21 protein-coding genes, 1 tRNA gene and 1 pseudogene are annotated in these 24,553 nt (G+C 62.8%); 6 read left to right on the forward strand and 17 right to left on the reverse strand.

What is annotated here, in order from left to right:
* Window positions 1–429 precede the first annotated feature (429 nt).
* Window positions 430–1,596, reverse strand: coding sequence for an acyl-CoA dehydrogenase family protein (locus tag ACTNFJ_RS09210; protein WP_435906013.1), 1,167 nt, complete (start codon window positions 1,594–1,596; stop codon window positions 430–432).
* 144 nt (window positions 1,597–1,740) lie between these two features.
* On the reverse strand, window positions 1,741–2,943 hold the full coding sequence (locus tag ACTNFJ_RS09215; RefSeq protein ID WP_435906014.1) for a CaiB/BaiF CoA transferase family protein: 1,203 nt from the start codon (window positions 2,941–2,943) through the stop codon (window positions 1,741–1,743).
* 133 nt (window positions 2,944–3,076) lie between these two features.
* Between ACTNFJ_RS09215 and ACTNFJ_RS09220 the strand changes: the two genes are divergently transcribed.
* Complete coding sequence (locus tag ACTNFJ_RS09220) at window positions 3,077–4,717, forward strand: PucR family transcriptional regulator ligand-binding domain-containing protein (RefSeq protein ID WP_435906015.1); 1,641 nt, start codon at window positions 3,077–3,079, stop codon at window positions 4,715–4,717.
* On the opposite strand, the gene ACTNFJ_RS09225 is transcribed toward ACTNFJ_RS09220, so the two are convergent.
* The 3 genes from ACTNFJ_RS09225 to ACTNFJ_RS09235 form a co-directional block, all read right to left on the reverse strand.
* A complete protein-coding gene (locus ACTNFJ_RS09225; RefSeq protein ID WP_435906016.1) occupies window positions 4,711–5,337 on the reverse strand; it encodes a hypothetical protein in 627 nt (208 codons plus the stop codon). The two genes, ACTNFJ_RS09220 and ACTNFJ_RS09225, sit on opposite strands and share 7 nt — an antisense overlap.
* A 26-nt stretch (window positions 5,338–5,363) precedes the next feature.
* Window positions 5,364–5,882: an amino-acid N-acetyltransferase gene (locus ACTNFJ_RS09230; RefSeq protein ID WP_435906017.1), complete on the reverse strand. Its 519-nt coding sequence runs from the start codon at window positions 5,880–5,882 to the stop codon at window positions 5,364–5,366.
* Between the two features lie 151 nt (window positions 5,883–6,033).
* Window positions 6,034–8,550 carry an ATP-dependent Clp protease ATP-binding subunit gene (locus ACTNFJ_RS09235; protein WP_435906018.1) on the reverse strand — a complete coding sequence of 839 codons (2,517 nt, stop codon included), beginning with the start codon at window positions 8,548–8,550 and terminating at the stop codon, window positions 6,034–6,036.
* 198 nt (window positions 8,551–8,748) lie between these two features.
* Between ACTNFJ_RS09235 and ACTNFJ_RS09240 the strand changes: the two genes are divergently transcribed.
* Window positions 8,749–9,411: a hypothetical protein gene (locus ACTNFJ_RS09240; protein WP_435906019.1), complete on the forward strand. Its 663-nt coding sequence runs from the start codon at window positions 8,749–8,751 to the stop codon at window positions 9,409–9,411.
* Window positions 9,408–9,638, forward strand: a complete 231-nt coding sequence (locus ACTNFJ_RS09245; RefSeq protein WP_435906020.1) for a helix-turn-helix domain-containing protein — start codon at window positions 9,408–9,410, stop codon at window positions 9,636–9,638. The genes ACTNFJ_RS09240 and ACTNFJ_RS09245 overlap by 4 nt, the downstream gene beginning before the upstream one ends.
* Window positions 9,639–9,641: 3 nt before the next feature.
* On the opposite strand, the gene cls is transcribed toward ACTNFJ_RS09245, so the two are convergent.
* The 7 genes from cls to galU form a co-directional block, all read right to left on the reverse strand.
* Window positions 9,642–11,174 carry a cardiolipin synthase gene (gene cls / locus ACTNFJ_RS09250; protein WP_435906021.1) on the reverse strand — a complete coding sequence of 511 codons (1,533 nt, stop codon included), beginning with the start codon at window positions 11,172–11,174 and terminating at the stop codon, window positions 9,642–9,644.
* Between the two features lie 52 nt (window positions 11,175–11,226).
* Entirely contained in the window at window positions 11,227–11,421 is a 195-nt protein-coding gene (locus tag ACTNFJ_RS09255) for a hypothetical protein (RefSeq protein ID WP_435906022.1), read from the reverse strand.
* 110 nt (window positions 11,422–11,531) lie between these two features.
* Window positions 11,532–11,604 (reverse strand) — tRNA-Ala (locus ACTNFJ_RS09260).
* 43 nt (window positions 11,605–11,647) lie between these two features.
* Complete coding sequence (locus ACTNFJ_RS09265) at window positions 11,648–12,337, reverse strand: hypothetical protein (RefSeq protein WP_435906023.1); 690 nt, start codon at window positions 12,335–12,337, stop codon at window positions 11,648–11,650.
* 303 nt (window positions 12,338–12,640) lie between these two features.
* Window positions 12,641–13,684: a hypothetical protein gene (locus ACTNFJ_RS09270; protein WP_435906024.1), complete on the reverse strand. Its 1,044-nt coding sequence runs from the start codon at window positions 13,682–13,684 to the stop codon at window positions 12,641–12,643.
* 29 nt (window positions 13,685–13,713) lie between these two features.
* The gene (locus tag ACTNFJ_RS09275; RefSeq protein ID WP_435906025.1) at window positions 13,714–14,331 is read right to left on the reverse strand and encodes a GNAT family N-acetyltransferase; all 618 of its coding nucleotides are present in this window, start codon (window positions 14,329–14,331) and stop codon (window positions 13,714–13,716) included.
* A gap of 30 nt (window positions 14,332–14,361) precedes the next feature.
* On the reverse strand, window positions 14,362–15,288 hold the full coding sequence (gene galU / locus ACTNFJ_RS09280; protein ID WP_435906026.1) for a UTP--glucose-1-phosphate uridylyltransferase GalU: 927 nt from the start codon (window positions 15,286–15,288) through the stop codon (window positions 14,362–14,364).
* Between the two features lie 34 nt (window positions 15,289–15,322).
* Here galU and ACTNFJ_RS09285 point away from each other — a divergent pair, with 34 nt between their 5' ends.
* On the forward strand, window positions 15,323–15,928 hold the full coding sequence (locus ACTNFJ_RS09285) for a 5-formyltetrahydrofolate cyclo-ligase (RefSeq protein WP_435906027.1): 606 nt from the start codon (window positions 15,323–15,325) through the stop codon (window positions 15,926–15,928).
* 11 nt (window positions 15,929–15,939) lie between these two features.
* Window positions 15,940–16,032: pseudogene (locus tag ACTNFJ_RS09290) on the forward strand (FmdB family zinc ribbon protein); the annotation flags it as partial.
* 62 nt (window positions 16,033–16,094) lie between these two features.
* Here ACTNFJ_RS09290 and ACTNFJ_RS09295 read toward each other — a convergent pair.
* On the reverse strand, window positions 16,095–16,274 hold the full coding sequence (locus ACTNFJ_RS09295; RefSeq protein ID WP_435906220.1) for a hypothetical protein: 180 nt from the start codon (window positions 16,272–16,274) through the stop codon (window positions 16,095–16,097).
* A 43-nt stretch (window positions 16,275–16,317) separates the two neighbouring features.
* Here ACTNFJ_RS09295 and mscL point away from each other — a divergent pair, with 43 nt between their 5' ends.
* Window positions 16,318–16,716 (forward strand): large conductance mechanosensitive channel protein MscL, encoded by a 399-nt coding sequence (mscL, locus tag ACTNFJ_RS09300; RefSeq protein WP_435906028.1) that lies wholly within the window; start codon window positions 16,318–16,320, stop codon window positions 16,714–16,716.
* A gap of 297 nt (window positions 16,717–17,013) precedes the next feature.
* On the opposite strand, the gene ACTNFJ_RS09305 is transcribed toward mscL, so the two are convergent.
* The 4 genes from ACTNFJ_RS09305 to ACTNFJ_RS09320 all read right to left on the reverse strand — a co-directional run bounded on the left by ACTNFJ_RS09305 (window position 17,014) and on the right by ACTNFJ_RS09320 (window position 24,478).
* Window positions 17,014–20,823: an AAA family ATPase gene (locus ACTNFJ_RS09305; RefSeq protein ID WP_435906029.1), complete on the reverse strand. Its 3,810-nt coding sequence runs from the start codon at window positions 20,821–20,823 to the stop codon at window positions 17,014–17,016.
* Window positions 20,824–21,061: 238 nt separating this feature from the next.
* On the reverse strand, window positions 21,062–22,414 hold the full coding sequence (locus ACTNFJ_RS09310) for a uracil-xanthine permease family protein (protein ID WP_435906030.1): 1,353 nt from the start codon (window positions 22,412–22,414) through the stop codon (window positions 21,062–21,064).
* Between the two features lie 267 nt (window positions 22,415–22,681).
* Window positions 22,682–23,041 carry a cupin domain-containing protein gene (locus tag ACTNFJ_RS09315; RefSeq protein ID WP_435906031.1) on the reverse strand — a complete coding sequence of 120 codons (360 nt, stop codon included), beginning with the start codon at window positions 23,039–23,041 and terminating at the stop codon, window positions 22,682–22,684.
* Between the two features lie 12 nt (window positions 23,042–23,053).
* On the reverse strand, window positions 23,054–24,478 hold the full coding sequence (locus ACTNFJ_RS09320; RefSeq protein WP_435906032.1) for an NAD(P)/FAD-dependent oxidoreductase: 1,425 nt from the start codon (window positions 24,476–24,478) through the stop codon (window positions 23,054–23,056).
* Window positions 24,479–24,553 lie beyond the last annotated feature (75 nt).

Below are 24,553 nucleotides of genomic sequence, written 5' to 3' on the forward strand. Positions count from 1 at the left end.
CAGCAGCCTCCGTCGCGACTTTCCCAAAGTTGTGGGTAAAGGTTGGCCCGAGCATCAACTAGGGGCAAGTGGCGCGAGGAGCCGAGAGGGCGGAAGTGAAACTGAAGCGAGGCCGAAAGGGCAAAGGGCAAAAGGTAAAAGATCTAAAGAGCTAGAGGGCAAAAGATCGAAAGAGCTATAGGACTAAAGGTCGAAAGAGCGAAAGAGCGAGAGACCTAAAGGACGAAAGGACGAAAGAGCAAAAGGTCGAAAGAGCGAAAGAGCGAGAGAGGTAAAGGTCGAAAGAGCAAAAGAGCGAAAGGGCAAAAGTGCTAAAGAGCTAAGTGGCAAAAGGGCGAAACGGCTCCGCAATCGCAGAAACGGGGACGGATCGCTCCGCCCCCGTTCTCAGCACCCTCGCACGGATCTCCTGCGGGTGGACCGATCCGCCTAAGCGAACGCGGCGATGCCCGTCAGTTCGCGACCGATGACCAGTTGGTGTACTTCGTCGGTGCCCTCGTAGGTACGCACGGACTCGAGATTTGCCATGTGACGCATCACCGGGAAGTCATCGGTGATGCCGTCGCCACCCAGAATCGAGCGCGCGTTCGAGGCGATCTTGATGGCCTCGCGCACGTTGTTGAGCTTGCCCACCGAAATCTGCCCGTAGCTGAGGTTGCCCGCATCCTTCAGGCGTCCGAGGTGCAACGCGAGCAACGTGCCCTTCTGATATTCGAGGAACATGTCGGCGAGCTGACCCTGAATGAGCTGCTTGCCACCGATCGGCGCACCAAACACCATGCGGGTCTGGGAGCGCTCAATGGCCACCTCGAGGCACGCACGAGCCGCGCCCATCACGCCCCAGGCGATGCCGTAGCGAGCCTCGTTCAGGCACTTGAACGGTGCCGACAGGCCCTTTGCGCCGGGCAAGATCGCGTCGGCAGGCAGGCGCACATCGGTCAATTCGATCTCGGTTTGCAGCGACGCGCGCATCGAGAGCTTGTTCTCGATCGCGGTGGCTTGGAAGCCGGGGGTCTCCGTCGGCACGACGAATCCGCGCACGATGCCCTCCTCGTCCTTCGCCCAGATCACGCCGACCTGGGCGATGGTGGCGAGGCCGATCCACCGCTTCTTGCCGTTGAGTACCCACTCGTCGCCATCGCGGCGGGCGGTGGTGATCATGGTGTTGGGGTCGGATCCACCCTGCGGTTCGGTGAGACCGAAGAACCCGATCGCCTCGCCCCGGCCCATCGCGGGCAGCCACTGCTGCTTCTGCTCTTCAGAACCAAACTTGTAGATCGCGCCCATCGCGAGCGAGCCCTGCACCGACAACGCGGTGCGGAATCCCGAGTCAACCGCCTCGAACTCCATCGCGACGAGACCGTAGGCGACTGAGGAGGCGCCCTGCAGTCCGTACCCGTGCATGTACATGCCGAACGCGCCAAGCTCGCCCACCTCGGGCAGCAACTCGACCGGCAGGCGGCGGTCTTCGAACGCCTGGTCGATGATCGGGCGAATGCGGGTCTGCGCGAACTCGCGCGCCTTCATCTGCCACTCGCGCTCCTCTTCGGTGACGAAGTCGGCAACGTTGAACAGTTGATCAATGGTTGTTGTCATTTCGGTTCCTTTACGTGAAGTGCGGTGTCTGATGTGTCTTGCGATGTCTGTTGGGTTGCGGTTCTTGCGGTAGTTTTCGGTTCGATTGTGGATCGGCCAGCAGTCTGGTCGAGCAAGTCAGGGCGCGGGCTCGGCGGTTCAGGCTCAGCGCCACTCCGCGTCGTCTTGGTGCTCGCCGAGCCCGGGCGGCGGTGCCTGGTAACGGGGCGGGGTTGCCGAGAAGGAGATAGGGAGCGCGATCGATCGAAGCGGGTACTCGGTACCATCTGGCCCAATCGAGGGGGTGGTTGCGACGGGTGCCAACTCGAGCGACTCCGCGAGTTCAATGGCTTGAGCGATGGTATTCACACGACCAGCCGGAATGTTCTGCGCGGTGAACTCCGTGATCCACTCGGCGGCCGGGCGGGTGCGCAGACGCGCCTCAAGCAGCTCTCGCAACTCGGCACGGTGAGCGACGCGGCTGGGATTGTCGGCGAAGCGGGGGTCGGCAGCGGCGTCGGGTACGCCAAGCACCGCACAGAGGCGAGCGAATTGGCCATCGGTTCCGACGGCCAGAGCGACGGCCTGGTCCGCCGCGTCGAGGGTCTCGTAAGGGCTGATCGAGGGATGCGCATTGCCCATACGGGCAGGCGAAATCCCAGTTTCAAGAGTCGAGGAAGACTGATTCGCGAGCGCCGAGAGCAACGAACCGAGGAGGGTCACTTTCACGTGCTGCCCACGGCCGGCCGTCGCAGTGCCCGCGGTGTCACGAGCCATGAGGGCAGCCTGAATGCCGATAACCGAATTGAGTCCGGTGAGGATGTCGACCAGTGCGACACCCACCTTGGTCGGCTCACCGCCCTCGGCATCGCTCTGTCCGGTAATGCTCATCAGCCCACCGACCGCCTGCACGAGCAGGTCGTAGCCGGGCAGATCCTTCCCTGCGGTGTCGCCAAAGCCCGAAATCGAGCAGTACACCAGTCCGGGGTTTTCGGCGGCGAGCGCCTCGTAACCCAGCCCAAACTTCTCCATGGTGCCGGGCTTGAAGTTCTCGATCACCACGTCGGCGGTCGTGGCGAGTTTGCGTGCCCGGGCGATTCCCTCGGCGGATCGCAAATCGCACACAACTGAGCGTTTCCCGCGGTTGACCCCCGCGAAGTAGGTGCTCTGTCCGACCGCGTTGACCGGCGGCGACCATTGACGGGTTCCGTCGCCCTCGGGTGCTTCGATTTTGATCACGTCGGCGCCCAGATCCGCGAGAATCATCGTCGCGTGCGGGCCGGCCAGTACGCGAGAGAAATCGGCGACACGGATACCCGCGAGGGGGCCGTCTGATCGGGACCCATGAACTTCGTGACCTGGCTGCACTTCGTGATCCTTCCGCGTCAAGCGCTGCGAACCGCCGATTCGCTGGTTCTGGGAGCCATGTTACGCTCACTCGGCCGCGCACAAGATGTTCATATTGCACAGTGAGTATCACGCAATTGTGCAACAATTGCAGATGCCTTCTCTGTCACAGTTGCTCTCGCAGCCGGCCCTTGGACTCAAACTCGTGCAGTCAGGGGCGGGTGACCCGGAGATTAGCTGGGTTTCCACGACTGAGCTCGTCGACCTGAGTGAGTACCTCGACGGCGGGGAGCTTGTATTGACCACGGGGGTGAGTCTGTCGGCGCACGACCCGCGTTGGCGTGATTTCGTGGCCGACCTCAGCCGCGCCCGCGTGGCCGCGATCGGATTTGGCATCGGGGTCGTCCACGAGCGCATCCCCGATCTACTACGTAGCGCCGCGAGTACCTACCGGGTGGCACTCATCGAGGTACCGCCCCCCACCCCATTCATCGCCATCAGCAAGGCAGTGAGCTCTCTCCTCAATGTGGACGAGCTGCGCGCGGCGCACGAGGCTCTTCTCGCGCAGCAGCGGATCCTCGACCATGCGTTCGGCGAGACCGGCCCCGCGGGTGTGATCTCAGCGGTGGCGGCGGCGACGGGGAGGCAGGTTGCCGTGCTCAGCCGAGCCGACACCGTCATCGCGGGCACTGCGGGATTTCCAACCCATGCTGATGGCGCCAGCGGAGAGGCGGTTCCAGCGTCCGCGACCGGCGCAGACATGCCGCCTCGCGTCTCCCCCCGGGAGCCCGAGATCACGAGCCTCGACATCGGAGCTGGCCGTCGCCTCGCCGTCGCCGGCGGACCGCTCGGCCCTGAAGCCCGCGCGGCACTCACCGCCGGCGCAATCGTCATGAGCGTCGAGAATCGCGGGCAGGAGCGCTATGGCGAGCGAGAGGCACAACGCTGGTCGCGACTCACTCAGGCGCTCCTTGATGGCGACCCGCACGCCCGAGGCTTACTCCAACTGCTCGACCCCACAGTCAGCGTTCCACCGTTACTGCGCGTCATCGCGATTCAGGGCAGCCCCGATGCGATTTCCGCGTGGCGCGCGGAGCCACGCGGCGGCATTGCCCGGCTCGTCGCGCTCCCCTCGGAACCGTCACCCGGGGTGGCCCGCGCCTGGCAGATCATCACCGATGGTTCGCCGACCGACCACGCCCTTGAAACAGCCGCCTCGCACGGGCTTGATGCCGTGGTCGGGATCGCCGCCCCACTCGAGGCCAGCCTGTCGAGCTTGCGCTCGCTCGAGCCTCACCTCCCGGTGCTTTCAGCGGTGGAGCAGCTGTACCAGCAACCGCGCAGCCCCCGCGTCATTTTCGCCGACCGTGACTCAGCCGTGCTCGGGGCGCTGTTGCGACCGCCGAGCCCAGTCGGCGCAGTCGGCGCGGGCGGAGTGACCGACGCTCCAGCTCGCGCCGTGGTCGGTGAGGTGCTTGGCCCCTTGCAAGCCAGCGCGAACGCGTACTCAAGCGACGGCGGTCATCCTAACCTCGGCGCAGATGAGCGGACGGTCTTGCGGTCCACCCTGCGCTCATTTCTCGCCCATCAGGGCAACCGAGGCGCTTGCGCTGATCACCTCGGCGTGCATCGAAACACCGTTCGCACTCGCCTCGCACGCATTGAAGCGTTGCTCGATCGCTCGCTCGGGGATCCTGACGATCGAGCCGAACTGTGGATTGCATTCCGGCTCGAAGATCGCCTCGCCACTGAACCCACCGCCGGCACCGACCGGCAAGGAGTTGGGACTCAGTAGAGGAGGAACGGCGCCGTACCCTCGCCGTTCACACCGCCTACTGCCACCCGCAGGTGATAGGTGGCACCGCCAGCACCGACCGGGTCCCGAGTGATCTCGCACGACTCAGGGCTCGACCGCGTACGATCCCACACGAGCGTTTCGGTCGAGAGCGGCTTGCCTGGCTGTACGATCACGGCACGATGATCTGCGTTTTCCTGACAATCGGTGGATCGCCATACCTGATCCGCTCCACTCGTAATCTCAAAGCGCATCGCCGCCGTGCCGAGGTCTGCCTGGCAGTCGGCCTCCCCGATGTTCTCAACACTGAGGGAGAGCCCGGGCAACTCCCCGGAGGCGTAGCTCGAGCGATCGGTAACGGGCGTGACTCGCAGTTGCGAGTCGGCGCACGGGGCAATCGCAGCCGGATCCGCCGCGGCTGTCTCTTCCTGTTCGACGGTCACCAAATCTTCAGGCACCTCGACCTGGCGAGCCCCGGTGGCACCTCCACTCGAACCCGGCTTCACAATCACCAGGACTACTGCGGCGATCACCGCGAGAAGCGCAGCGAGCACCAGTATGCGGCGCCTCATGTAGACCGTCTTGTCTTTCGGCCCAACTGGTTCCCGCAGCGTGCTCATGTCGCCAGGGTAACCCGGGAGCGACCTTAGAGGGCCTTCAACATGCGCGTGTTGCCAAGGGTGTTCGGTTTCACGCGAGCGAGGTCGAGAAATTCGGCGACACCCTCGTCGTGCGAGCGCAGGAGCTCGGCGTACACATCGGCCGCAACCAACTCGGTATCCTCGCCGACCTCGGCAAATCCGTGACGGCTGAAGAAATCGACTTCGAACGTCAGACAAAATAGCTGCTGCAGCCCCAGTGCACGCGCACGTTCTTCCAGCGCCCCCAGCAGCCGGTGGCCCACGCCCCGTCCAAGCCACTGCTCAGAAACCCCGAGCGTGCGCACCTCACCCAAGTGCTCCCACATCACGTGCAACGCGCCAAACCCGACGACCTGATCTTCTGGATCCACCGCAACGACAAACTCAGGCACGGCACCGTAGAGCTCGACGAGATCCTTGCCGAGCAAGATGCGTCGCTCCACGAGCGGCTGCATGAGCGTCACCATGGTCGGGATGTCGGAGGTACGCGCGGGGCGCACTTGCACGTCGGCGGCCTGAGTCATGCAGAGAGTCTAATAGGGCAGGTCGCGCTCACGCGTCATCATCACGTCACCGTGCGGCGACCCTACTTCGCGTTTGCTCCCGGATCTCAGGGCCAGAACACCGCAGGGCCCGAGACCAGGAGGTCTCGGGCCCTGCGGTGTTGCGCCTGGACTACTCGATCGTGGGAGCTGTTGAAGCTACTGCTGCGGCAGACGACGCAGACGTGCTGCCGTGATCTTTGGATCCGCCATCGGTCGTGAAAGTGAACTGGCCGTCCACGAAATCAACCGTTACCAGGTCACCCGCCAACAACTCGGCTCCGAGGATCCGCTCGGAGAGCCGGTCCTCAATCTCACGCTGGATCGCACGACGCAGCGGGCGAGCGCCCAGCGTGGGATCGAACCCGATCTCGATGAGTCGCTCCCGCGCGGCTGTCGCAACCTCGATGCGGATGTCGCGATCCAACAAACGATCTGCGAGTGACTTCACGAAGAGGCCAACGATCTGCAAGAGCTCGGGCTTCGAGAGTTGCGGGAAGACGATCACGTCGTCGACACGGTTCAGGAACTCAGGCTTGAAGTGCTTCTTCAGCTCTTCGTTCACCTTGCCCTTCATCGTCTCGTAGCCAATCTGCGAGTCGCCCTCGATCTGGAACCCAACCGGGCCGCCTGCGATCGCCGACGAGCCGAGGTTTGTGGTCATAATGATCACGGTGTTCTTGAAGTCGACCACGCGACCCTGGCCGTCGGTGAGCCGGCCCTCCTCGAGGATCTGCAGAAGCGAATTGAAGATGTCAGGGTGGGCCTTCTCGATCTCGTCGAAGAGCACCACAGAGAACGGCTTCCGGCGCACTTTCTCCGTGAGCTGACCGCCCTCTTCGAACCCAACGAAGCCGGGGGGCGCACCGAAGAGACGCGAGACGGTGTGCTTCTCGCCGTATTCAGACATATCGAGCGAGATCATCGCGCTCTCGTCATCGAACAGGAACTCGGCGAGGGCCTTCGCCAGCTCGGTCTTGCCGACGCCTGTGGGGCCAGCAAAGATGAACGAGCCAGACGGGCGCTTCGGGTCTTTCAGGCCCGCGCGCTGGCGACGAATCGTCTTTGCGAGCGCAGAAATGGCCTCGTTTTGCCCAATGACCCGCTGATGCAGGGCCTCTTCCATGAACCGGAGCCGAGAGGTCTCCTCTTCGGTGAGCTTGAAGACCGGGATCCCGGTGGCCTGTGCGAGCACCTCTGCGATCAAACCCTCGTCCACCTCGGCGGTCGTCTCTACCTCGCCCTTACGCCACTGCTTTTCGAGGCGCAGGCGTTCGGCGATGAGCTTCTTTTCCTCGTCGCGCAGGCCCGCGGCCTTCTCGAAGTCCTGATCCTCGATGGCCTTTTCCTTGTCTGCGCGCACGAGGGCAATTTTCTCGTCGAACTCACGCAGCTCGGGCGGGCTCGACAGGATCGACAGGCGCAGACGAGCGCCCGCCTCGTCGATGAGGTCGATGGCCTTGTCAGGGAGAAATCGGTCTTGCACGTAGCGATCCGCCAGGTTCACTGCGGCGACGATCGCCGCATCGGTGATCGACACCTTGTGGTGTGCCTCGTAGCGGTCGCGCAAACCCTTCAGGATGTTAATCGAGTGCTGGAGCGATGGCTCGTTCACCATGACCGACTGGAAGCGACGCTCAAGAGCCGCGTCCTTCTCAAAATGCTTACGGAACTCATCGAGAGTGGTCGCACCGATGGTTTGCAGTTCGCCACGGGCGAGCAGTGGCTTGAGGATGTTGGCCGCATCGATCGCACCCTCAGCAGCACCGGCACCGACGAGAGTGTGAATCTCGTCGATGAAGATGATGATGTCTCCACGTGTGCGGATCTCTTTCGTGACCTTCTTGAGTCGTTCTTCGAAGTCGCCGCGGTAGCGGCTGCCGGCGATGAGGGAACTCAAGTCGAGAACGTAGACCTGCTTGTCTTTCAGCGTCTCGGGAACCTCGCCCTTGACGATGGCCTGTGCAAGGCCCTCAACAACGGCAGTCTTTCCCACACCGGGCTCACCAATCAAAACCGGATTGTTCTTCGTGCGGCGGGAGAGGATCTGCATGACCCGCTCGACCTCTTTCTCGCGCCCAATAACAGGGTCGAGCTTGCCTTCGCGAGCGGCCTGGGTCAGGTTGCGACCGAACTGGTCAAGCACCTGCGAGCCCTTTGCCTCGGCACCCGTGCTCTCTGACGCCCCGACACTCACCGACTCCTTGCCGGCTTGGTAGCCGGAAAGCAACTGGATAACGGTCTGCCGCACACGATTCAGGTCGGCCCCGAGCTTTACGAGTACCTGCGCGGCGACACCCTCGCCCTCGCGAATCAGACCGAGCAGAATGTGCTCGGTCCCGATGTAGTTGTGGCCGAGCTGAAGCGCCTCGCGGAGGCTCAGTTCAAGTACCTTTTTGGCGCGCGGCGTGAACGGAATGTGCCCCGCGGGCGGCTGCTGGCCGGTGCCGATAATGTCGGTGACCTGCTCGCGGACTGCGTCGAGCGAAATCTCGAGCTGCTCGAGCGCCTTCGCGGCGACACCCTCGCCCTCGTGAATCAGACCAAGCAGAATGTGCTCGGTGCCGATGTAGTTGTGATTGAGCATCTTTGCCTCTTCTTGGGCAAGCACAACCACACGACGGGCACGGTCGGTGAATCTCTCGAACATCTCTAACCTCCTGTGGCCGAGGTGCGTCGAGGGGTGCGTTCTCGGCCGATACCAACAGCGTACGCAGCGAAGATGGATCCCGGGCCAGTGTTCGCCAGAGGCGTGATGGGAGAAGCGAGGAGCTGCTAGCATAACGATAAACGTTACTAACGATAAGCGATATGCGCACACAAGCAACCGCTCCCGAAAGGACAGGCCGTGCCGGACGAGATCCACCCACCCACCCCGAACCACACTCCAAAGACAGCTATCCAAGTGGATCGACCGTCGCGAGGCGACCGCGCCGGCATTGTCCTATTCATGCTTATCGGGGTCGCGATCGTCGCGGTGACTGCCTACGTCGCCGCACAACGCTGGATCGAGCTGCTCGGCGCCGGGCCCGTGGAGGTCGCCGCGCGATTCGTCGACACCACTGCCGAGGTACCGATCGGGCCCGCTGGTGCGTCAGTCTCGGTAGAGCTGGATCGAGCCCTTGTCTTAGCGCCCGAATTGCCGGTTGCCTCACTCGCCGCGGGCCTGCTGGAAGCGGCAGTGCTCCTCGCGACGGTTACGATCGTCGTCGTGTGTCTGATTGTCGTGGCTCGCAACATCCTGCGAGGAGTGATCTTCAGCAGCGCGCAGACGCGCTGGGTCTCGACGGCTGCGATCACGGCCCTCATCGGCGCCGCCCTCGTTCCGTTTTTCGGCAACATGGTGGCGAACGGCGCAATTGCACTCCTCTCCGACCGCGGTTTTGAGAACACTGTCGTGCTCGCCGTCGAGCCGTTGCCGTTTCTCCTTGGCGCGTTCGCCGGATCGATCGTGATTACCGCGTTCAGCGTCGGCGATCGACTCCGCCGCGAGACAGAGGGGCTCGTGTGAGCACTGCAGCACCAGAGGCCGGGCACCGGATACACTGCCGACTCGATGAGCTGCTCGCTACTCGCGGCATGACTCTCACTCAGCTGAGCGATGCTGTCGGGGTCAGCGTTGTGAATCTGTCGGTATTGAAGAATGACCGGGCACGCGCGATCCGCTTCTCAACGCTCACCGCGATCTGCGATGCGCTCGGGTGCGATGTGGGCGATCTGCTCACGCTCGCACCCTGAGCGCTATTGCAACGCCGAGGTCAGTCGCGCAAGACCATCGAGGAGCTGAGATGGCACCGACTGCTTTTCCCATTCCGCAAGAGTCAGTTCACGAGAGTTCTCGTGATAGTAGGCAATCACCTGGTCGAGCTCTCTCACGAACTCCCGGCCATGTACCACCATAGAAACTTCCATGTTCAGGTTGAAGGATCGCTGATCCATGTTTGACGAGCCCACCACCGCAACCGAATCATCGATCGTAAAATGCTTCGAGTGCAGGATGTACGGAGGTCGGAACATGAAGATGCGCACACCAGCGCGCAGCAGCTCCTCATAGTACGAACGCTGGGCGTGGAAGACAACAGGCTGGTCGCCGATCTCCGACACGAAGAGTTCCACTTCGACCCCGCGCGCGGTCGCGGCGCGAAGCGCGTGCATGATTGCCCCGTCTGGCACAAAGTACGGACTGGTGATGCTGAGTCGTCGGGTCGCGGTGTACATGAGGGAGATAAACACCTGCAGATTGTTCTCACTGCCATACCCCGGGCCGCTCGGGAGCACCTGGCAGTCCAGCGTTCCGGGTGTGGCCACTGATGCCTCAGTGTTCAGGTAGTCGGTAAGCGACTCGCCGGTCTCCAAATACCAGTCACCGAGAAACACTGCTTCGAGCCCCATGACGACCGGGCCCTCAAGTCGAACCATGAGATCCTTCCAGTGCAGCCCGCGCCGACGATTTGAAGGCTTGTTGTAGCTCGAATCGACAAGGTTCTGCGACCCCATGAACCCAACCTGCCCGTCAATGACCACGAGCTTCCTGTGATTGCGGAGATCGGGGCGCTGCCACTGGCCCCGCCAGGGGCGTACCGGCAGCATGTACGTCCACTGGGCTCCGATCTCATCGAGGAACTTCGCGGTGCGCTTGTACCCAGGATTCCGCACGGCGGAGATGTGGTCGAGCAGCACCCGAACAACCACGCCGCGGTCGACCGCCTCACGCATCGCCTCGAACACTTCTCTCGTGGCATCATCGAGCACCAAGATGTAAAACTCAATGTGCACGTATTCTTTCGCCTCGCGGATCGCTGCGGCCATCTGCGCGATCGAACCCTCGTAGTCGATGCTGATCGAGGCAGTATTGCCCCGCACCATCGGCTGAGCACCGAGCGATCGGCCCAGCATTACCGCGTTACGGAAACCGGGTTGCAGTTCTGCCAGCGAAGTTCCCAACTCAAAGGTCTCTCGATCGGTGAGGCTGCTCACCAGTCGGTTCGTCGCTTCCTGCATTCTGCGTCGCTTGCGAGGAAGCCGGTTTCCACCAATCAGCAGGAAGAGCAAGAGGCCCGGAACCGGGAGAAAGAAGATCGCCATGAGCCAGGCCATACCTGCGGTAGGGCGACGGTTGCGCGGCACCACGAAAACTGCGACAACTCGAATCACATTGTCGATGATGAGCACAAACACGGTCCATGCCCACGGCCAGTTGATGCCGTCCCAAAACCCTGCCTGGTCAGTGGTTTCGGTTAAGAAAACGCCGATATGACCCATTGTCGAGCGCATCGACACCTCCACCCAGGTAACCCGTTTGAGGTTACTCTAGTGGTTTCGGGCGCTAGGTTTCGGTGCCAGGCGGCACCGCGCGCGGCGGGAGCCCGAGACGCTCGCGCTCCTGGGCCTCCATCTCGCGGTATATACGACGCTCGTTTCGATCTGCTCGCAAAATCAGCCGCAATATGACCGCAAAGAACACACCGATCAGCACGGTCGGCGTAATCGACCAAAGCGCGTTCACCCACCAGTTGTCCATAGCAGGGAGTGTAGCCCGGCAGCATGAGAGCACCTTGGGAGCTGGTGCACGTGCGCTCGGGAACGTGCCAACGCAGAAGGCCCCGCGGACACGGGGCCTTCTGTACATCGTGGATCTTAGCGGAATCGAACCGCTGACCTCTTCATTGCGAACGAAGCGCTCTACCAACTGAGCTAAAGACCCCAAAGCTCAGCTAGCTTAACAGCGCGCAAGTCAGCGCGCGAAATTACAGCACCTCGGCGGCCCACAATTCAACCTGCAGCGCCGAGATCGATTCGCCAACGGAGGTCTCGTAGACTTCCTCTCCCAGAATCGTTACTGCGATCGCAAGGTTGTCGTCAACGACGACGGAGTCGAGCTCTGGGCAGTCGCTCTCCCAATCGCCGGCATACGCGAGAGTGTTGTGCTCGTAGAGCTCAGGATCTGACTCGGGAGCATGACCCGTGAAGAGTCGGATGCTGCACAACCCGGTACCCTCGTCGAATTGCACGACGGTCCCGTAAAGCGTGAGGTCGGTGCCAGCCCACGCTGCCGGATCGCTCACAATCTCCGCTAGTTCCGCTGCGCTCACTTCCGGGAATGCCTCCGCCATCGGCTCTTCCGACTCAGTTTCTGGAGTCGACTCGCCTGGCGTGCTCGGGGATTCAGTCTGCACCGTCGGACCACTGAGTTCATCTTGAATGATCGTTCCGAATACAAAGAGTGCCACGGTTGCAAAAATCGAGACAATCGCTCCCACAACCGAGAGGATCAGCCCGGTGAGAGCGAGACCCTTTGGCTGCTTCTTTGCAAGCGCAATCGAACCTAGGATGACGCCGGCGATTCCGAGGATGATGCCAAGGATCGGCACGAGACCAGTAAGGAAGGCAACAATGCCGACGATCAATGCGGTGATTGCAAGACCCTTGGGTGTCACTGGCCCTTGCGAGGGCTGTGGCGGCACTTGCGCGTACGGCGGGCCCTGCGGCGGTCCACCTGCCGGCGGGTATGCGGGTGCTTGTGGCGGGAAGAATTGCTAGTATGCCGGAGGCTGCGGTGGGGCTTGCGGAGAGACGGGTGGCTGAGAGTTTGGCGGCTGAGAGCTGCCCCCTGCGGCTGGCTGCGACGGGGAAGCCGGGAAATCTGAAGGAGGGTTCGTCATGTGCTCATCATGGCACTCTCCCCCAAATTCGGCGAGAGCCTATCGCGAAAAGTTAGCGAAATCGATACGGGGCCGGAGTTAACTGACGTTGCGCCGAGCACGCAGCACCGCGTCGAGATCGAGCATGCCCTTGCTCGTATCCCCCACCACGCCCATTTGCCGAAGTCGCTCGGCGGTCGCGAGTTCCTGAGAACGCACCTGAGCTGCGGCAGCCGATGCTGCGGGTTGAGAGGGATTCGCCAACGGCGCAGAGTCTACGGGTGCGGCAGAGGCGGGTCGACTCAACGGCGCACCGCTGGTGACAGTCACCTCAGCGTCAGCGCGATCCACCCGGGCCTGCTGAAGGACATGCTCGAGCAGTATGGAATTCGGCTGATTCTGGCGAGCTGCCGGTTTCTCAGCGCGAGCCCTGGCCATCGCTCGGGCATGCTCGCTTCGAGCACGCGCAGCCGCCTGCGCAGCGGCGTGCGCAGCAACGGCGGCCGATACCCCCCGCGGTTCCGAAGCGACAACAGGTTGAGGCTGCGGATGCACCGCAGCGACTACCGCCTGCTCGGCGGGAATCTCAGCTATCTTCACGCGGCCGGGAGCAAGCAGTACGAGCCCACCTGTCGCCGCGGCGACGACCGCCGCAGAAGCAATCAAAAGAGCGAATCCTTGGCCCGCCACCGCGACACCGGCGCCAATCAGCACACCCGCCAGCGCAAGAACCGCCGCGAGCGCAGCGAGCGCGCGCACACGGCGCACAACCGGCTTCCGTAGTCGAGCGGCGCGGCTTAAAGCTGCCTGTTTGCGCTTCATCTGTTGGGCCCGGATCTCGGCGCGCACCTGCGCGGCTCGCGCCTCGGCGAGCTGCGCCTTACGTTCTGCTTCTTGCTGTCGCTGCGCGGTACGCAGGAGCTTCTCGCGCGCGAGTGCCTCTCGCGCGGTAGCTTCGACGCGCACTTCGGTCGGTACCTCTGCGGTCTCTGCCAGAACCCGCAGGGTGCGCTGAAGCCGGATGGCGTTTCGTTCGGCGGCACGGAATTCCCGCCTGCGCACCCAGCTCGGAACGAGGACGGCCGCCCAGAGCAAGGCTGCCACCACGAAGATCACTCCGCCACCGAATATGCCGCCTGTCATAGGGGTCACTGTACGGTTCAGCAGGCACTCTACGCGGTTGCCGCGCCGAGCCGGTTCAGCATCCCTTTCGGCACTTCCTCACGTGTGACCGCAAAGCACGAATGGTCACGCCAGTCGCCCGCAATGTGAATGTAACGTTGCCGCTCCCCTTCATAGCGCAGCCCCAGTTTTGCCACCACACGCAGTGAGGCGACGTTCTCGGGCCGGATGCAGATCTCGACCCGATGCAGACGCACCACGTGAAACAAGTAGTCGATGGCGAGCGCAACCGCAACGGGTGTGATGCCCCGTCCCGCCACATGATTCGATACCCAGTACCCAATTTGCGCGGAGCGCATGGCACCGCCGCTGATATCGGACACGCTGAGCTGACCCACGACAGCACCGTCGTAGGTCGTCACGAACGAGACACCGATGCCCGATCTCAATTGACGCCTGAGTATCTGGATCGTCGGCCGCATCGAGACCGACCCTGGCACGGTTCCGCCGCCACCGGGATAAGTGGCCTCCCACGGCTCCAGCCATGTCCGATTCTCGGTCAGTAGGCGTTCAAGAACCGTCGCATCACGCCGGTGGATCAGGCGTAGACCGATCCGCCCCGCCGTCATGGGCGCGGGCGCCTCGATCGGGTGCGGAAGTGGGCTCATACAACCAGGCGTATCTCAGAGTCGGGGAGCTCAGTCGCTGCGCCGAGCACGCAACTGCTCTGCGAGGTCGATAACCCAGGCGCTCAACTCTGCGCCGAGCTCGGCGTTGTCGACGCCCAGCAAGAGATTTGCCTTGATCCAACTCGCCCGGTCGCCCGTGTCGTATCGTCGACCTCGAAAGACAACTCCGTACACGGGGCGCTCGCCATCGCCCTTTGCAAGAACATTCAACGCGTCGGTCAGCTGGTATTCACCGCCCCGTCCGGGCTCAAGCTGGTCAATAATGTTGAATATCTCGGGACGCAGGACGTACCTCCCAATCACGGCGAGATTCGACGGTGCTTCCGCCGCGCTTGGCTTTTCAACCAACGCAGTCACCTCGACCACATCGGCCTCAGCCGTTTCGTTCACCGCGGCGCAGCCGTAGAGATGAATAAGGTCGTCGGGAACCTCCATCAGCGCGACAACCGTCGCCTCCCGCTGATCGTGCACCTCGATCATTCGTGTGAGGAGCGGATCGCGCTCGTCGATCAGATCGTCACCGAGCAGAACGGCGAAAGACTCGTTTCCCACATGCATGCGCGCGCGACCCACCGCGTGGCCGAGCCCTAGAGGCTGGCCCTGCCGCAGAAAATGCACCTCGGCAAGCTCACTCGAGGCGTGGACGCGTTCAAGCCGCTCCGTATCACCCTTGCGTTCGAGAGTCGCCTCAAGTTCCGGGACGCTATCGAAATGGTTGGAAAGGTTGTCTTTGTTGCGCCCGGTAACAATCAGAATGTCACGCATGCCCGCTTCCGCTGCCTCTTCGACCACATATTGGATCGCCGGCTTGTCGACGATCGGCAGCATCTCCTTCGGCATGGCTTTCGTCGCGGGCAAGAATCGAGTGCCGAGCCCGGCCGCAGGAATGACGGCTTTCGTGACGGGACTCCCGGTCATTTCTGGCGCAGTGCTCATAGCAATAGACTAGCCTGCCCGTAGACTTACGAGCATGCGAGATTCGGTAGATAACGCAAAGCGACGGATCCGCCAAGAGATACGTGCAGAACGTTTGGCCCGCAGCCCCGGCGATCAGAAGTTCGCCGCGGCGGCCCTCGCAGAGCAGCTCGCGACCCTCGTGACCGACAGGTTGGCCCGTTCGGTGACCTGTTATCTCCCGGTCGCGGGAGAACCCGACACTGCCGACTTTCTCGCCTGGGCTCGCGCGCACGACATCGATGTCCTGTTGCCTGCCGCGAGGGAGGACGGCCTGCTCGACTGGATTCGCCCCCTCGCCGAGGGCACTGTGACCGGCGCATACGGTATTCCCGAGCCGCTCGGTGAGCACCTCAGTCCGCTCGCGGCGAGCGAGGTCGATCTGATGCTGATTCCCGCCTGCGCTGTCGACCACCGCGGGGTACGGCTGGGTTGGGGCAAAGGATATTTTGATCGCAACTTGAGCGCTCTGCGGAAGCGTCCCCCGGTCTTCGCGATCGTTCATGACTCCGAGTTCGTAGCCGAACTGCCGAGCGAGGCGCACGATGTACCCGTGAACGGCGTCGTCACCCCTCATCGCACCAGCTACTTCGACCAGAGTGATCCTCGCATCAGCGGGTAGACTGAGATGCTGTGCCTACCTATGCTTACCGCTGCAACGCGTGCGACCACGCTTTCGATATTTATCAGGCGTTCACCGACGAGTCGCTGAGTGAGTGCCCCGAGTGCGGCGGCAAGCTGCGCAAGGTCTTCGGATCACTCGGAGTGACGTTCACCGGGTCTGGTTTCTACCGCAACGATTCTCGTGCTGGCGGCGGCGCGGGTTCCGAATCTGGAACGTCCTCGAGTTCGTCGAATGCATCGAGTTCTTCCGGTGCGAGCGGTAGCTCCAGTGGCGCCAGTTCTCCGGGTGCAGCGAGCGGCGGATCATCGAGTTCTGGGGCGTCGACAAGTTCTGGCGCGTCCACCGGGGCATAAGCTACCTCTCACACACACAGACAGGAGAGCAGCATGCTCACGGGCTTTCGAGATTTCATCATGCGGGGCAATGTCATTGAACTCGCGGTTGCGGTGGTCATTGGTTCCGCCTTCAATGCAGTCGTTGCCACAGTAGTTGAGGCGCTGTTCACCCCACTCATTGGCATGTTTTTCCAAGCGGATTCGCTTGACACTGCGCTCATGCTTGGGCTGCCCGGCGGCGGAGCAATTGCCTTCGGCGCCGTGATCGGCGCGCTCCTGAACTTCGTGATTGTCGCCGCAGTCGTGTACTTCGTTTTCGTGCTTCCCCTCAACAAGATGCGCGAGCGCAAGGAGGCCGGCCTTGAAGCTGACGTGCCGCCGAGCGAGCAGGAACTCCTCACCGAGATCCGCGATCTCCTGCGCACACAGAGCGAGCGCCCTGGGGCCTAGCGGAGAACACTGCACAGCGAACGCCAACGACGTTCTCGCACGTTCCAGCACGATCGACTTGAGCAGAGACCTAGCCCCAGTGGGGCGGTTTATCCTCGCGCAACCGCGCGTCGTTTTCCGTCTCGGGGCGATCTGCGGCGGGGGGATCGTATGGAGCCGGATCACTCCCCTCCGGCGCTGGGAGCGTCGCACGCCGGGAACCGCGCCCAGAGGCGCTCCGCCACGGAGGGGTGAATTTCTGCGGGTGTTCGTCGCCTGAACCCGCAGATCCTGACTTGTCGAACTGTGGATCGGGCATCAGAACCCGGATGCGTCGCCCGAGACCTGCTCGGGTGTCTGCGTCGCCTCAGCACCCGCGGACGCATCGGCGTCGTAGCCGAGGATACCCGCGACCCGCAGCGCGACTCGCTCGGGGTCGGCAAAGAGGTCGAAGCTGTGCACTCGGTGGTAGTGCCAGCCGAGGCGTCTCAGCACCGATGGGCGCAGGCGTAGCGCGTCGCGCATGCTCTGCTCGCTGCCGGTGAAGTCGAGGTCGATCGCGATTGCGCGTTCGCCAAGCGAGGCTGCCAGAGGAATAACCCCGCGGTAATCGAGTTCGACGGTCAAGCCGAGCTTCTCGAGACGATCGGCGAGCTCACCGAGCATTGGATCGCGCTCGGCCGGCAGGGAAACCGGTTCAACTTCGGGGTGCTCTAGGGCGAGCAGCTCGGCGAGTTCAACCACTCCGTGCTTGATCCGCGCGGAATCGAGGTCGGCTGGCCTAAAACAACTCACGATGGTCATGGCCCGACGAGCGCGCGTCATGGCGACGGCCACGAGCCGCTCGCCGCCCGGACGTCCCAGCGCACCGAAGTTCGACAGCACTCGCCCGTGCGGCGTGCGCCCATATCCGATGGAGAAGATGACTCGATCGCGGCTTTGCGCCATTGCCTGCTCGAGCGTGAGCACGGCGAATGGTTCTGCCCGCTCTCCGAGCAGGAATTCGCGGTACTGCGGAAGCTTCGAAAACGCGTGGAGTACAGCCTGGTACACGCGCACCGCATGCCGATCGCTCGCGGTGATGACCATGAGTGATTCGCGAGGCCGCGTACTCGCGTGCTCGAGCACGAGTTGCACCACCCGCTCCACCTCAGCATCGGTGCTCTCGACCGCGCCGGTTTGAGGGTCGGGAAGGCCATGCCCGGCACTGACGAAATCAAGCGTGATGCTGGAATGGCCGAGGAAGGTACCAGCCCACGGCAGAGACTCGATCTCCCCACCATAGAAACGAGTGTTCACGAGGTTCGTGAGGTCTTCGCCGCCAGCACGATAGCTGCGCGTGAGCGCGAGCTCGGGCAACACGGACCGCAACTGGGCGAAGGTCGAGCGCTCGTGCAGGTGCTCCAGATCCACCACTGTTGCGTCGGCCTCACCGTCTGACTTGGGCGTCCGCACGGCGATCTCAAACGGCGAGGGCGACTGTGTGACCCCGTCGCCGAACGCAACCACCTGCCCACCACGCTTGATCGCTCCGACGTTTTCTACGAGTGTGGTGGCTCCGGCATCGACCAACAGGGTCGTATCAAATCGCAGTTCCGCGGGAAGTTGCGAGACCTCGTAGGGCGACAGCACCCAGACCGGGGCGAGTGTGCCCATGAGTGTTGGGGCGTGCTGGGCAAGTGAGTGCACAGAGACGTCTCCGCTGCGCAACTGCTCGCGCAGAGCGAGAGCCTCGGTGCGTGCGTCGACCACGGCGATCCGCCACGCATCAGCAAGCCCCACCGCCAGCTGTGAACCATTCGCACTCGCGTGGGCGTCGTCGACGAGACGGAAGTCGGCTTCGAGCCGCTCGATGACTCCAGTATTGGCGCTCAGCAGCGCTTCGTTCGTCTGAAGCATGCGCTCAAGGGCAGACTGCCACCAGGCCTGTTCGAGCTCGGAAGCCACGTTGCTCGCAGGCACGTGACGCGCCGAGAGGTCGTCGATGAGGGGCTCGAGTTGCGCGGCCCGCAACCGCTCGACGATCGCGGTGCGTTCCTGAATATTGTGCAACACTTCACTTTCGCGCGCGAGGTCAGTCGTGCGTCGCGCGAGAGTCGTGAGGGGCAGGTTCCGTAGGCGGTCGCTGTCGTGCTCGTGGCCCAACACCCGATCGAGTTCATCGAGATCTTGATATGCGGCCTGGTAGGCGGTGGCCACATCGGCAATTCCTACTGGCACTTCGGGGCGCGCGCCGACGACGGTGCTGTATCGCTGCCATAGCACACGTTGCTGCTGAATCTGCACGAGTCGCGCATACATATCGGTGATGTGTACGCCAGGGCGCACGTATTCGCGGGCGAGCTTGCGCAGACGACGTTTATTCGCCTTCGACATCTCCTCGCCGCGCGGGGCGTGGGCCGCGATGACCTCGGTAAGGGACCGATCGTACACCTCGGGAGTGAACCGGTCGAGGGTCTCGCGGATGCCCATGAGGAGGCGCAGGTAGACGCCGAGTTCAGAGATCGTCTCGTAGGGGCGAAGCGTCGTCTGCTCGACCACCTCGTTGGCAAGGGAAATCAGTCGTGGCAGTTCGGACTCTGCGAGATCCACAGCGAGGGAGTACGCGGATCGCGCCGCATCCGTGGTCGCGAAGCTCACGCCATACCACGGCGAATCTTCGGGCCCGTATTGAAACTGGCCGAGGCGCGCGGCTTCGGTAATGTCTTCGGCTATCGAGCTGCGATCGAGGGTCAGGTGGCCCAGGGCTTCGTCGTTCAGCCGGACCGTCGTGCTCGGCGGTGTCGGGAGCAGCGCCAGCCTAGTGAGCTCACGGAGCGCCTCCAGCGGCGACGCACCAAATCGGTCATCTCGCGCGGTGAGCGCAGCCTGGTAATCGAGCAGCACCCCGCGTAGACGCACAAGAGCATCGTCGACATCACGTAGCGGCTCGCTTCGTGCGCTCTCGTTGCGGCTGATCGCCTCCACCAGATTTCGACGCAGCAGACGGGGCGTCACCGCGAGTCCGGGTAGGCCCGCGCGTGACAGCCGATGGCCAATGCCATCAAGGGTGGATCGGCGCGGCGACACCACGAGCACGCGTTTGCCGGCGCGCACGAGTTCGCCGATGGCATTCACCACGGTCTGGGTGCCCCCGGTTCCCGGCAGTGTGCGCACCACCAGCGAGTGACCCGCCACAATTTGTGCGAGCACGTCGTTCTGCTCGGCATCAGCGTCGTACAGGTGTCGATCGGTTTCAGGAGCTCGGTCGTTCGGCCAGGTCGGCGAGACCGGACGGTAGGCGTCGGCGAGTTGCTGCTTCGCCACTTCGCTGCCACAAATAGCCTGCAGCACGGGCGAATCCAGGTTCTTTGCATCGGCCACCATTTGCCGGGAAACATCGGCGAACGAGGAGGCGACAAGCCGCGGCTGCACTACGAACTCGGGCACCCCGGTGACCATCTGCCGGAGACGATCGATGACCGGCTGGGGTTTGAATACACCTTCCGATTGCGACAGTTCAAGCAGGGTACGAGCGTTCACCGTGATTCCGAACTGCTCGCGCAGTGCGCCCAACAACTGACGGTTCACGGTGAGTTGCTTTTTGAGTTTCAGTTCGAAATCGCGGCCGTAGCGCCGGATCGCGAGCGGACGTAACAGCACCGGCGCACAATACTGTTCGCCCTCGAACTGCCATTTCGCGATTCCGATGCCCAGGTGCACAGTTTCGAGGCCCCGCACCGCACGCATTTCGGCGGCCTTGTCAGTGACTCGGGCTGCGGCTACGCGCGCGTATCTCAGCGCGAGGTCATCACGAATCAGCGCGGACAGAAGAATTTTCTGGCCGGTGATGAACTGAGGCATTCCGCCGGGGTGAGTGGTGGAGAGCTCAATTCGGTTTGCGGGCTGGTCGTCGAAGTGCAGCAGCGGGCTACGCCCGCCGATGGCTGCGAGCTCCCGTCGCCAGTCGTCGTGCTCTGCGGCGAACGCATCAACCGCCGCAAGCTGCCCCGAGGAGATCGGCGCAGTCAGAATTGGCTCGGTGAGGAAGTCTGACTCTGGCTTCGGCGGCGTGTCCGGCTTTGGCGCGAGCGAGCCCTCAGGCATTGGAGTTTCGGCGGTGGCCCTGGGGGCCTCTGCCTCGTTCACGTTTGCGCCTTGACGACGGCGCCGATCCACACTCCACACAACGCCACCCTAAGCGTCGTTGCCGGATTTGCGCGGAAGTGGCGCGGTGTTTTGCGTGGAGTACGGCACCTGAGGCTCAGAGAAAACCACAAACTCGGGCGGGATCCGCTCTCGGGAACCGAGGTAGTGGTTTTCGCCGAGCCTCCAGCAGGGCCTGACGCCAGTTCTGGGACTCGATTCGAGGGGAAGAGCGCGCCTACTATTCGGCCGCCTCGGTCACCTTCACCGGCTCAATCGGGGTGGCGACCTGTGAGGCGCCCCGAGCTCGCGAGACGAGCGCCATGACGTGGTACACCACGATGGCGGCAATCGTGCCAAGCGCGATCCCGTTGAACACGATTGCTCCAAATTGCACCGAGAAATCGGCGATGCCGATGATCAGCGCCACTGCAGCCGGGAACTGGTTGATGGGCTTCGAGAAGTCGACCTTGTGGTCGATCCAGATCTTGACACCGATGAGACCGATCAGGCCGTACAGCACCACCGTAACCCCGCCAAGCACTCCAGCGGGAATCGTGTTAATGATGGCACCGATCTTGGGCGAGAAACTCAGCAGCACCGCAATGATGCCGGCGACCCAGTAGGCTGCGGTCGAGTACACCCGAGTTGCGGCCATGACCCCGATGTTCTCGCCATAGGTGGTGGTACCCGATCCACCGCCGAAGCCAGCGAACGCGGTCGCGAGACCGTCAGCAAAGAGAGCCCGCCCGGTTACCGGGTCGAGATCACGCTTCACCATGAGGCCGACGCTCTTAATGTGACCGACGTTCTCAGCGATGAGCACGAGCACCACCGGCAAGAACACCGGCAGGAGGCCCCACAGTGTCGGGTCGGAGAACGGGTTCGCGGCGAGGTGGAACTCAGGCAAGCCCAGCCATGCGGCATTGCTCACCGACGCGAAATCAACTTCGCCGAGCAGCACCGCTGCAACGTAGCCGACCGCGACGCCAAGCACGATCGAAAGGCGGCCCACCAGGCCGCGGAAGAGGACCGTAATCAGAAGGATGGCCGCCAGCGTAATGAGAGCAATGACCGAGGAGTGCCAGGCCACACCCTGAATTCCTTCGGCCGTCCAGTTGTTCTTCACCGCCGGGGCGAGATTGAAACCGATGAGGGCGACGATCGAGCCCATGACGACGGGCGGCATAAGCGCATTGATCCACCCGGTTCCCACCTTGTGCACCAGAAGGCCAACGAGCGCGAGGAGGATACCGATCGCGAGGATGCCGAACGAGGCGCGCGACAGGTCGCCACCCGAACCAACGGCGACCCCGATGGGGGCGATGAACGCGAACGACGACCCCAGGTAGCTGGGCAGCCGGTTTCCCGTGATGAGGAGGAACAGGATCGTGCCAAGGCCCGAGAAAAAGAGGGTCGCGGTCGGGCTGAAGCCTGTGATGAGAGGAACGAGAAAGGTGGCCCCGAACATTGCCACCACGTGCTGGGCGCCGAACCCAATGGTCTTCGGCCAGCTGAGTCGTTCTTCCGGCATCACAATAGCGTCGGGCTGGACGCTCCCGCCGTCTCCGTGCTGCTTCCACGTCAATGCCATCGGTTCTCCTTGAAGTAGGGGCGCGTCGGCTGTGTCATAGTTGTGCACGCCTCATCATTAGGGCGCGCCGATCGCCATCGGGAAGTCTAGTACTCCACGAGAGAAATACGGACCTCACAACACCGAGCTCCTCGCGCAAGGGGCCAGGATCCCGAGAGGCATTGGCACGACACCTCACCCTCAGCGCAAGTCCAGACAAAGTCCAGAGAGGGCCCGGGGCATGTGGCGTGAACGGGAATGACACACTCGTGTCACCCCCGGAGTGACCTATTCGACGGCGAGGTAGATCTTTCGAATGTGATCCTTCACGATCCACCGAGTCTTGGTGCCGGCGGTCAAGCGCATCACGTCACCGGTCTTCACCTCGACGCTGCGCCCTTCGTCAAGGAGTTTGATGATGGCGCTGCCCGAAATGACCACGAAGAGCTCGTCGACCTCGGTGTCAAACACCGCGCCATTGCGCAACTCCCAGATTCCGGTTTCCACGTTGCCCAGGCGGCCGAGTTCCACCGATCCTTGGCGGGGTGAGCCGTAATCGACTTCTTCGGCCGGCACGGGGGTGAGCGCAACTATCGCGCCGCGACCATGCACCACCCCATTGATTCCCTCGGGGAGAAGTTCAGTCATGGTGTTACCTCTCTAGGAGTCGAAGCCGAGGCCAAGCGCGTCGAGCGTCTTGAGCAGCACGTTACGTTTGCCCCGATTATGGTCGGCCCGGTCGAGCGACCAACGGGTGAGGTTGATGCCGATCGATGCCGCAGGCTCGGGCGGGAACGGCAGCGGCACGTCGCGCACCATCTGCAGTTCGGTGCGCTCCGTGGATCGCCCCTCGAGTCGGTCGACGATCACGTCGGCCGCGAAGTGCGTGGCGCCCACGCCGAGGCCCGTAAAGCCTGCCACGTACTGGACGCGCCCACCGAATGCCTGCCCGAAGAACGCGCAGAACCGGGTGCTCGTGTCGATCACACCAGCCCAGCGGTGCGAGAACTTCAGCCCAGCGAGCTGCGGAAACGTCGTAAAGAAATGACTGGCGAGCCTGCGGTGACTCTCCATTCGGTCTTCATACTCAGTTTTGATGCGACCCCCGACGTGATAGATCGCGTCGTAGCCACCCCAGAGGATTCGATTGTCAGCGGTGAGTCTGAAGTAGTGGAACTGGTTGGCCATATCGGCAACACCCTCACGACCTTCCCAACCGATCGAGGCGAGCTGCTCATCACTCAGCGGCTCGGTCATGAGCACGTAGTCATAGACAGGAACGGTGTGGAACGCGTAGCGCTTGAGGAGCGACGGATAGACGTTTGTACAGAGCGCAGCCCGATCGGCCATGACGGTGCCGCGAGGCGTTTCCAAGTGGATCGGCGCCTCGGTGTCGCCCTTCAGCGACGTCACCCGGCTATCCTCGTAAATCTCCACCCCGATGCTCGCCGCGTGGCGCGCGAGCTCAGCCGCGAGCTTGGCAGGATGCACGTTCGCGTTTTCTCTGGGGTGGAAGGTGCCGGCTAGGAACGTCGGCGAATGCAGTCGCTGCTGCACTTCTTCTGCATTCAGCACTACCGTGTCGGCATCGCCTACCTCTTCCGCCACCCACTCAGCCTGGTAGGCCTCGTTCGCGACAGACAGCTGCCCGGTGCGCTCGAACTCGACATCGAGACCATGCTCCGTCACGAAACGCTCGATCGCGTCGAGGTTCTCGTAGCCGAGCCGCTTCAGCGTGCCCACCTCGTCGGGCCAGCGGCTTTCAGCGTTCGGTTCGCCGTGCGTGATGCTCGCCTCGCAGAAACCGCCGTTGCGCCCCGAGGCCGCCCATCCAACTCGCATAGCTTCGAGCAGGATAACCCGACGTTCGGGATGCTCAGTCTTCAACTTGATCGCGGTCCATAGCCCAGCGTAGCCGCCGCCAACCACTACGTCGTCAACCTTCAGGTCTTGGTCGAGCATCGGGTAGCGAGCGGCCGTTTCCTCGACATCCTCGGTCCAGAACACCGCGTGCTTCGTATCGGCGAGTGATTCCTCGACGATTCGTGCGGCGGGACGATGGGTCTCAAATATTGTGGATTCCATGGGTTCCTCTGTGAACTTGCGGGGTGTATATGGCTCGGTACATCAATGAGGCTGAGTACAGCGTGGCAGGGTACA

Source organism: Leucobacter shiyiweii, assembly GCF_052446065.1.
Taxonomy (GTDB): Bacteria; Actinomycetota; Actinomycetes; order Actinomycetales; family Microbacteriaceae; genus Leucobacter.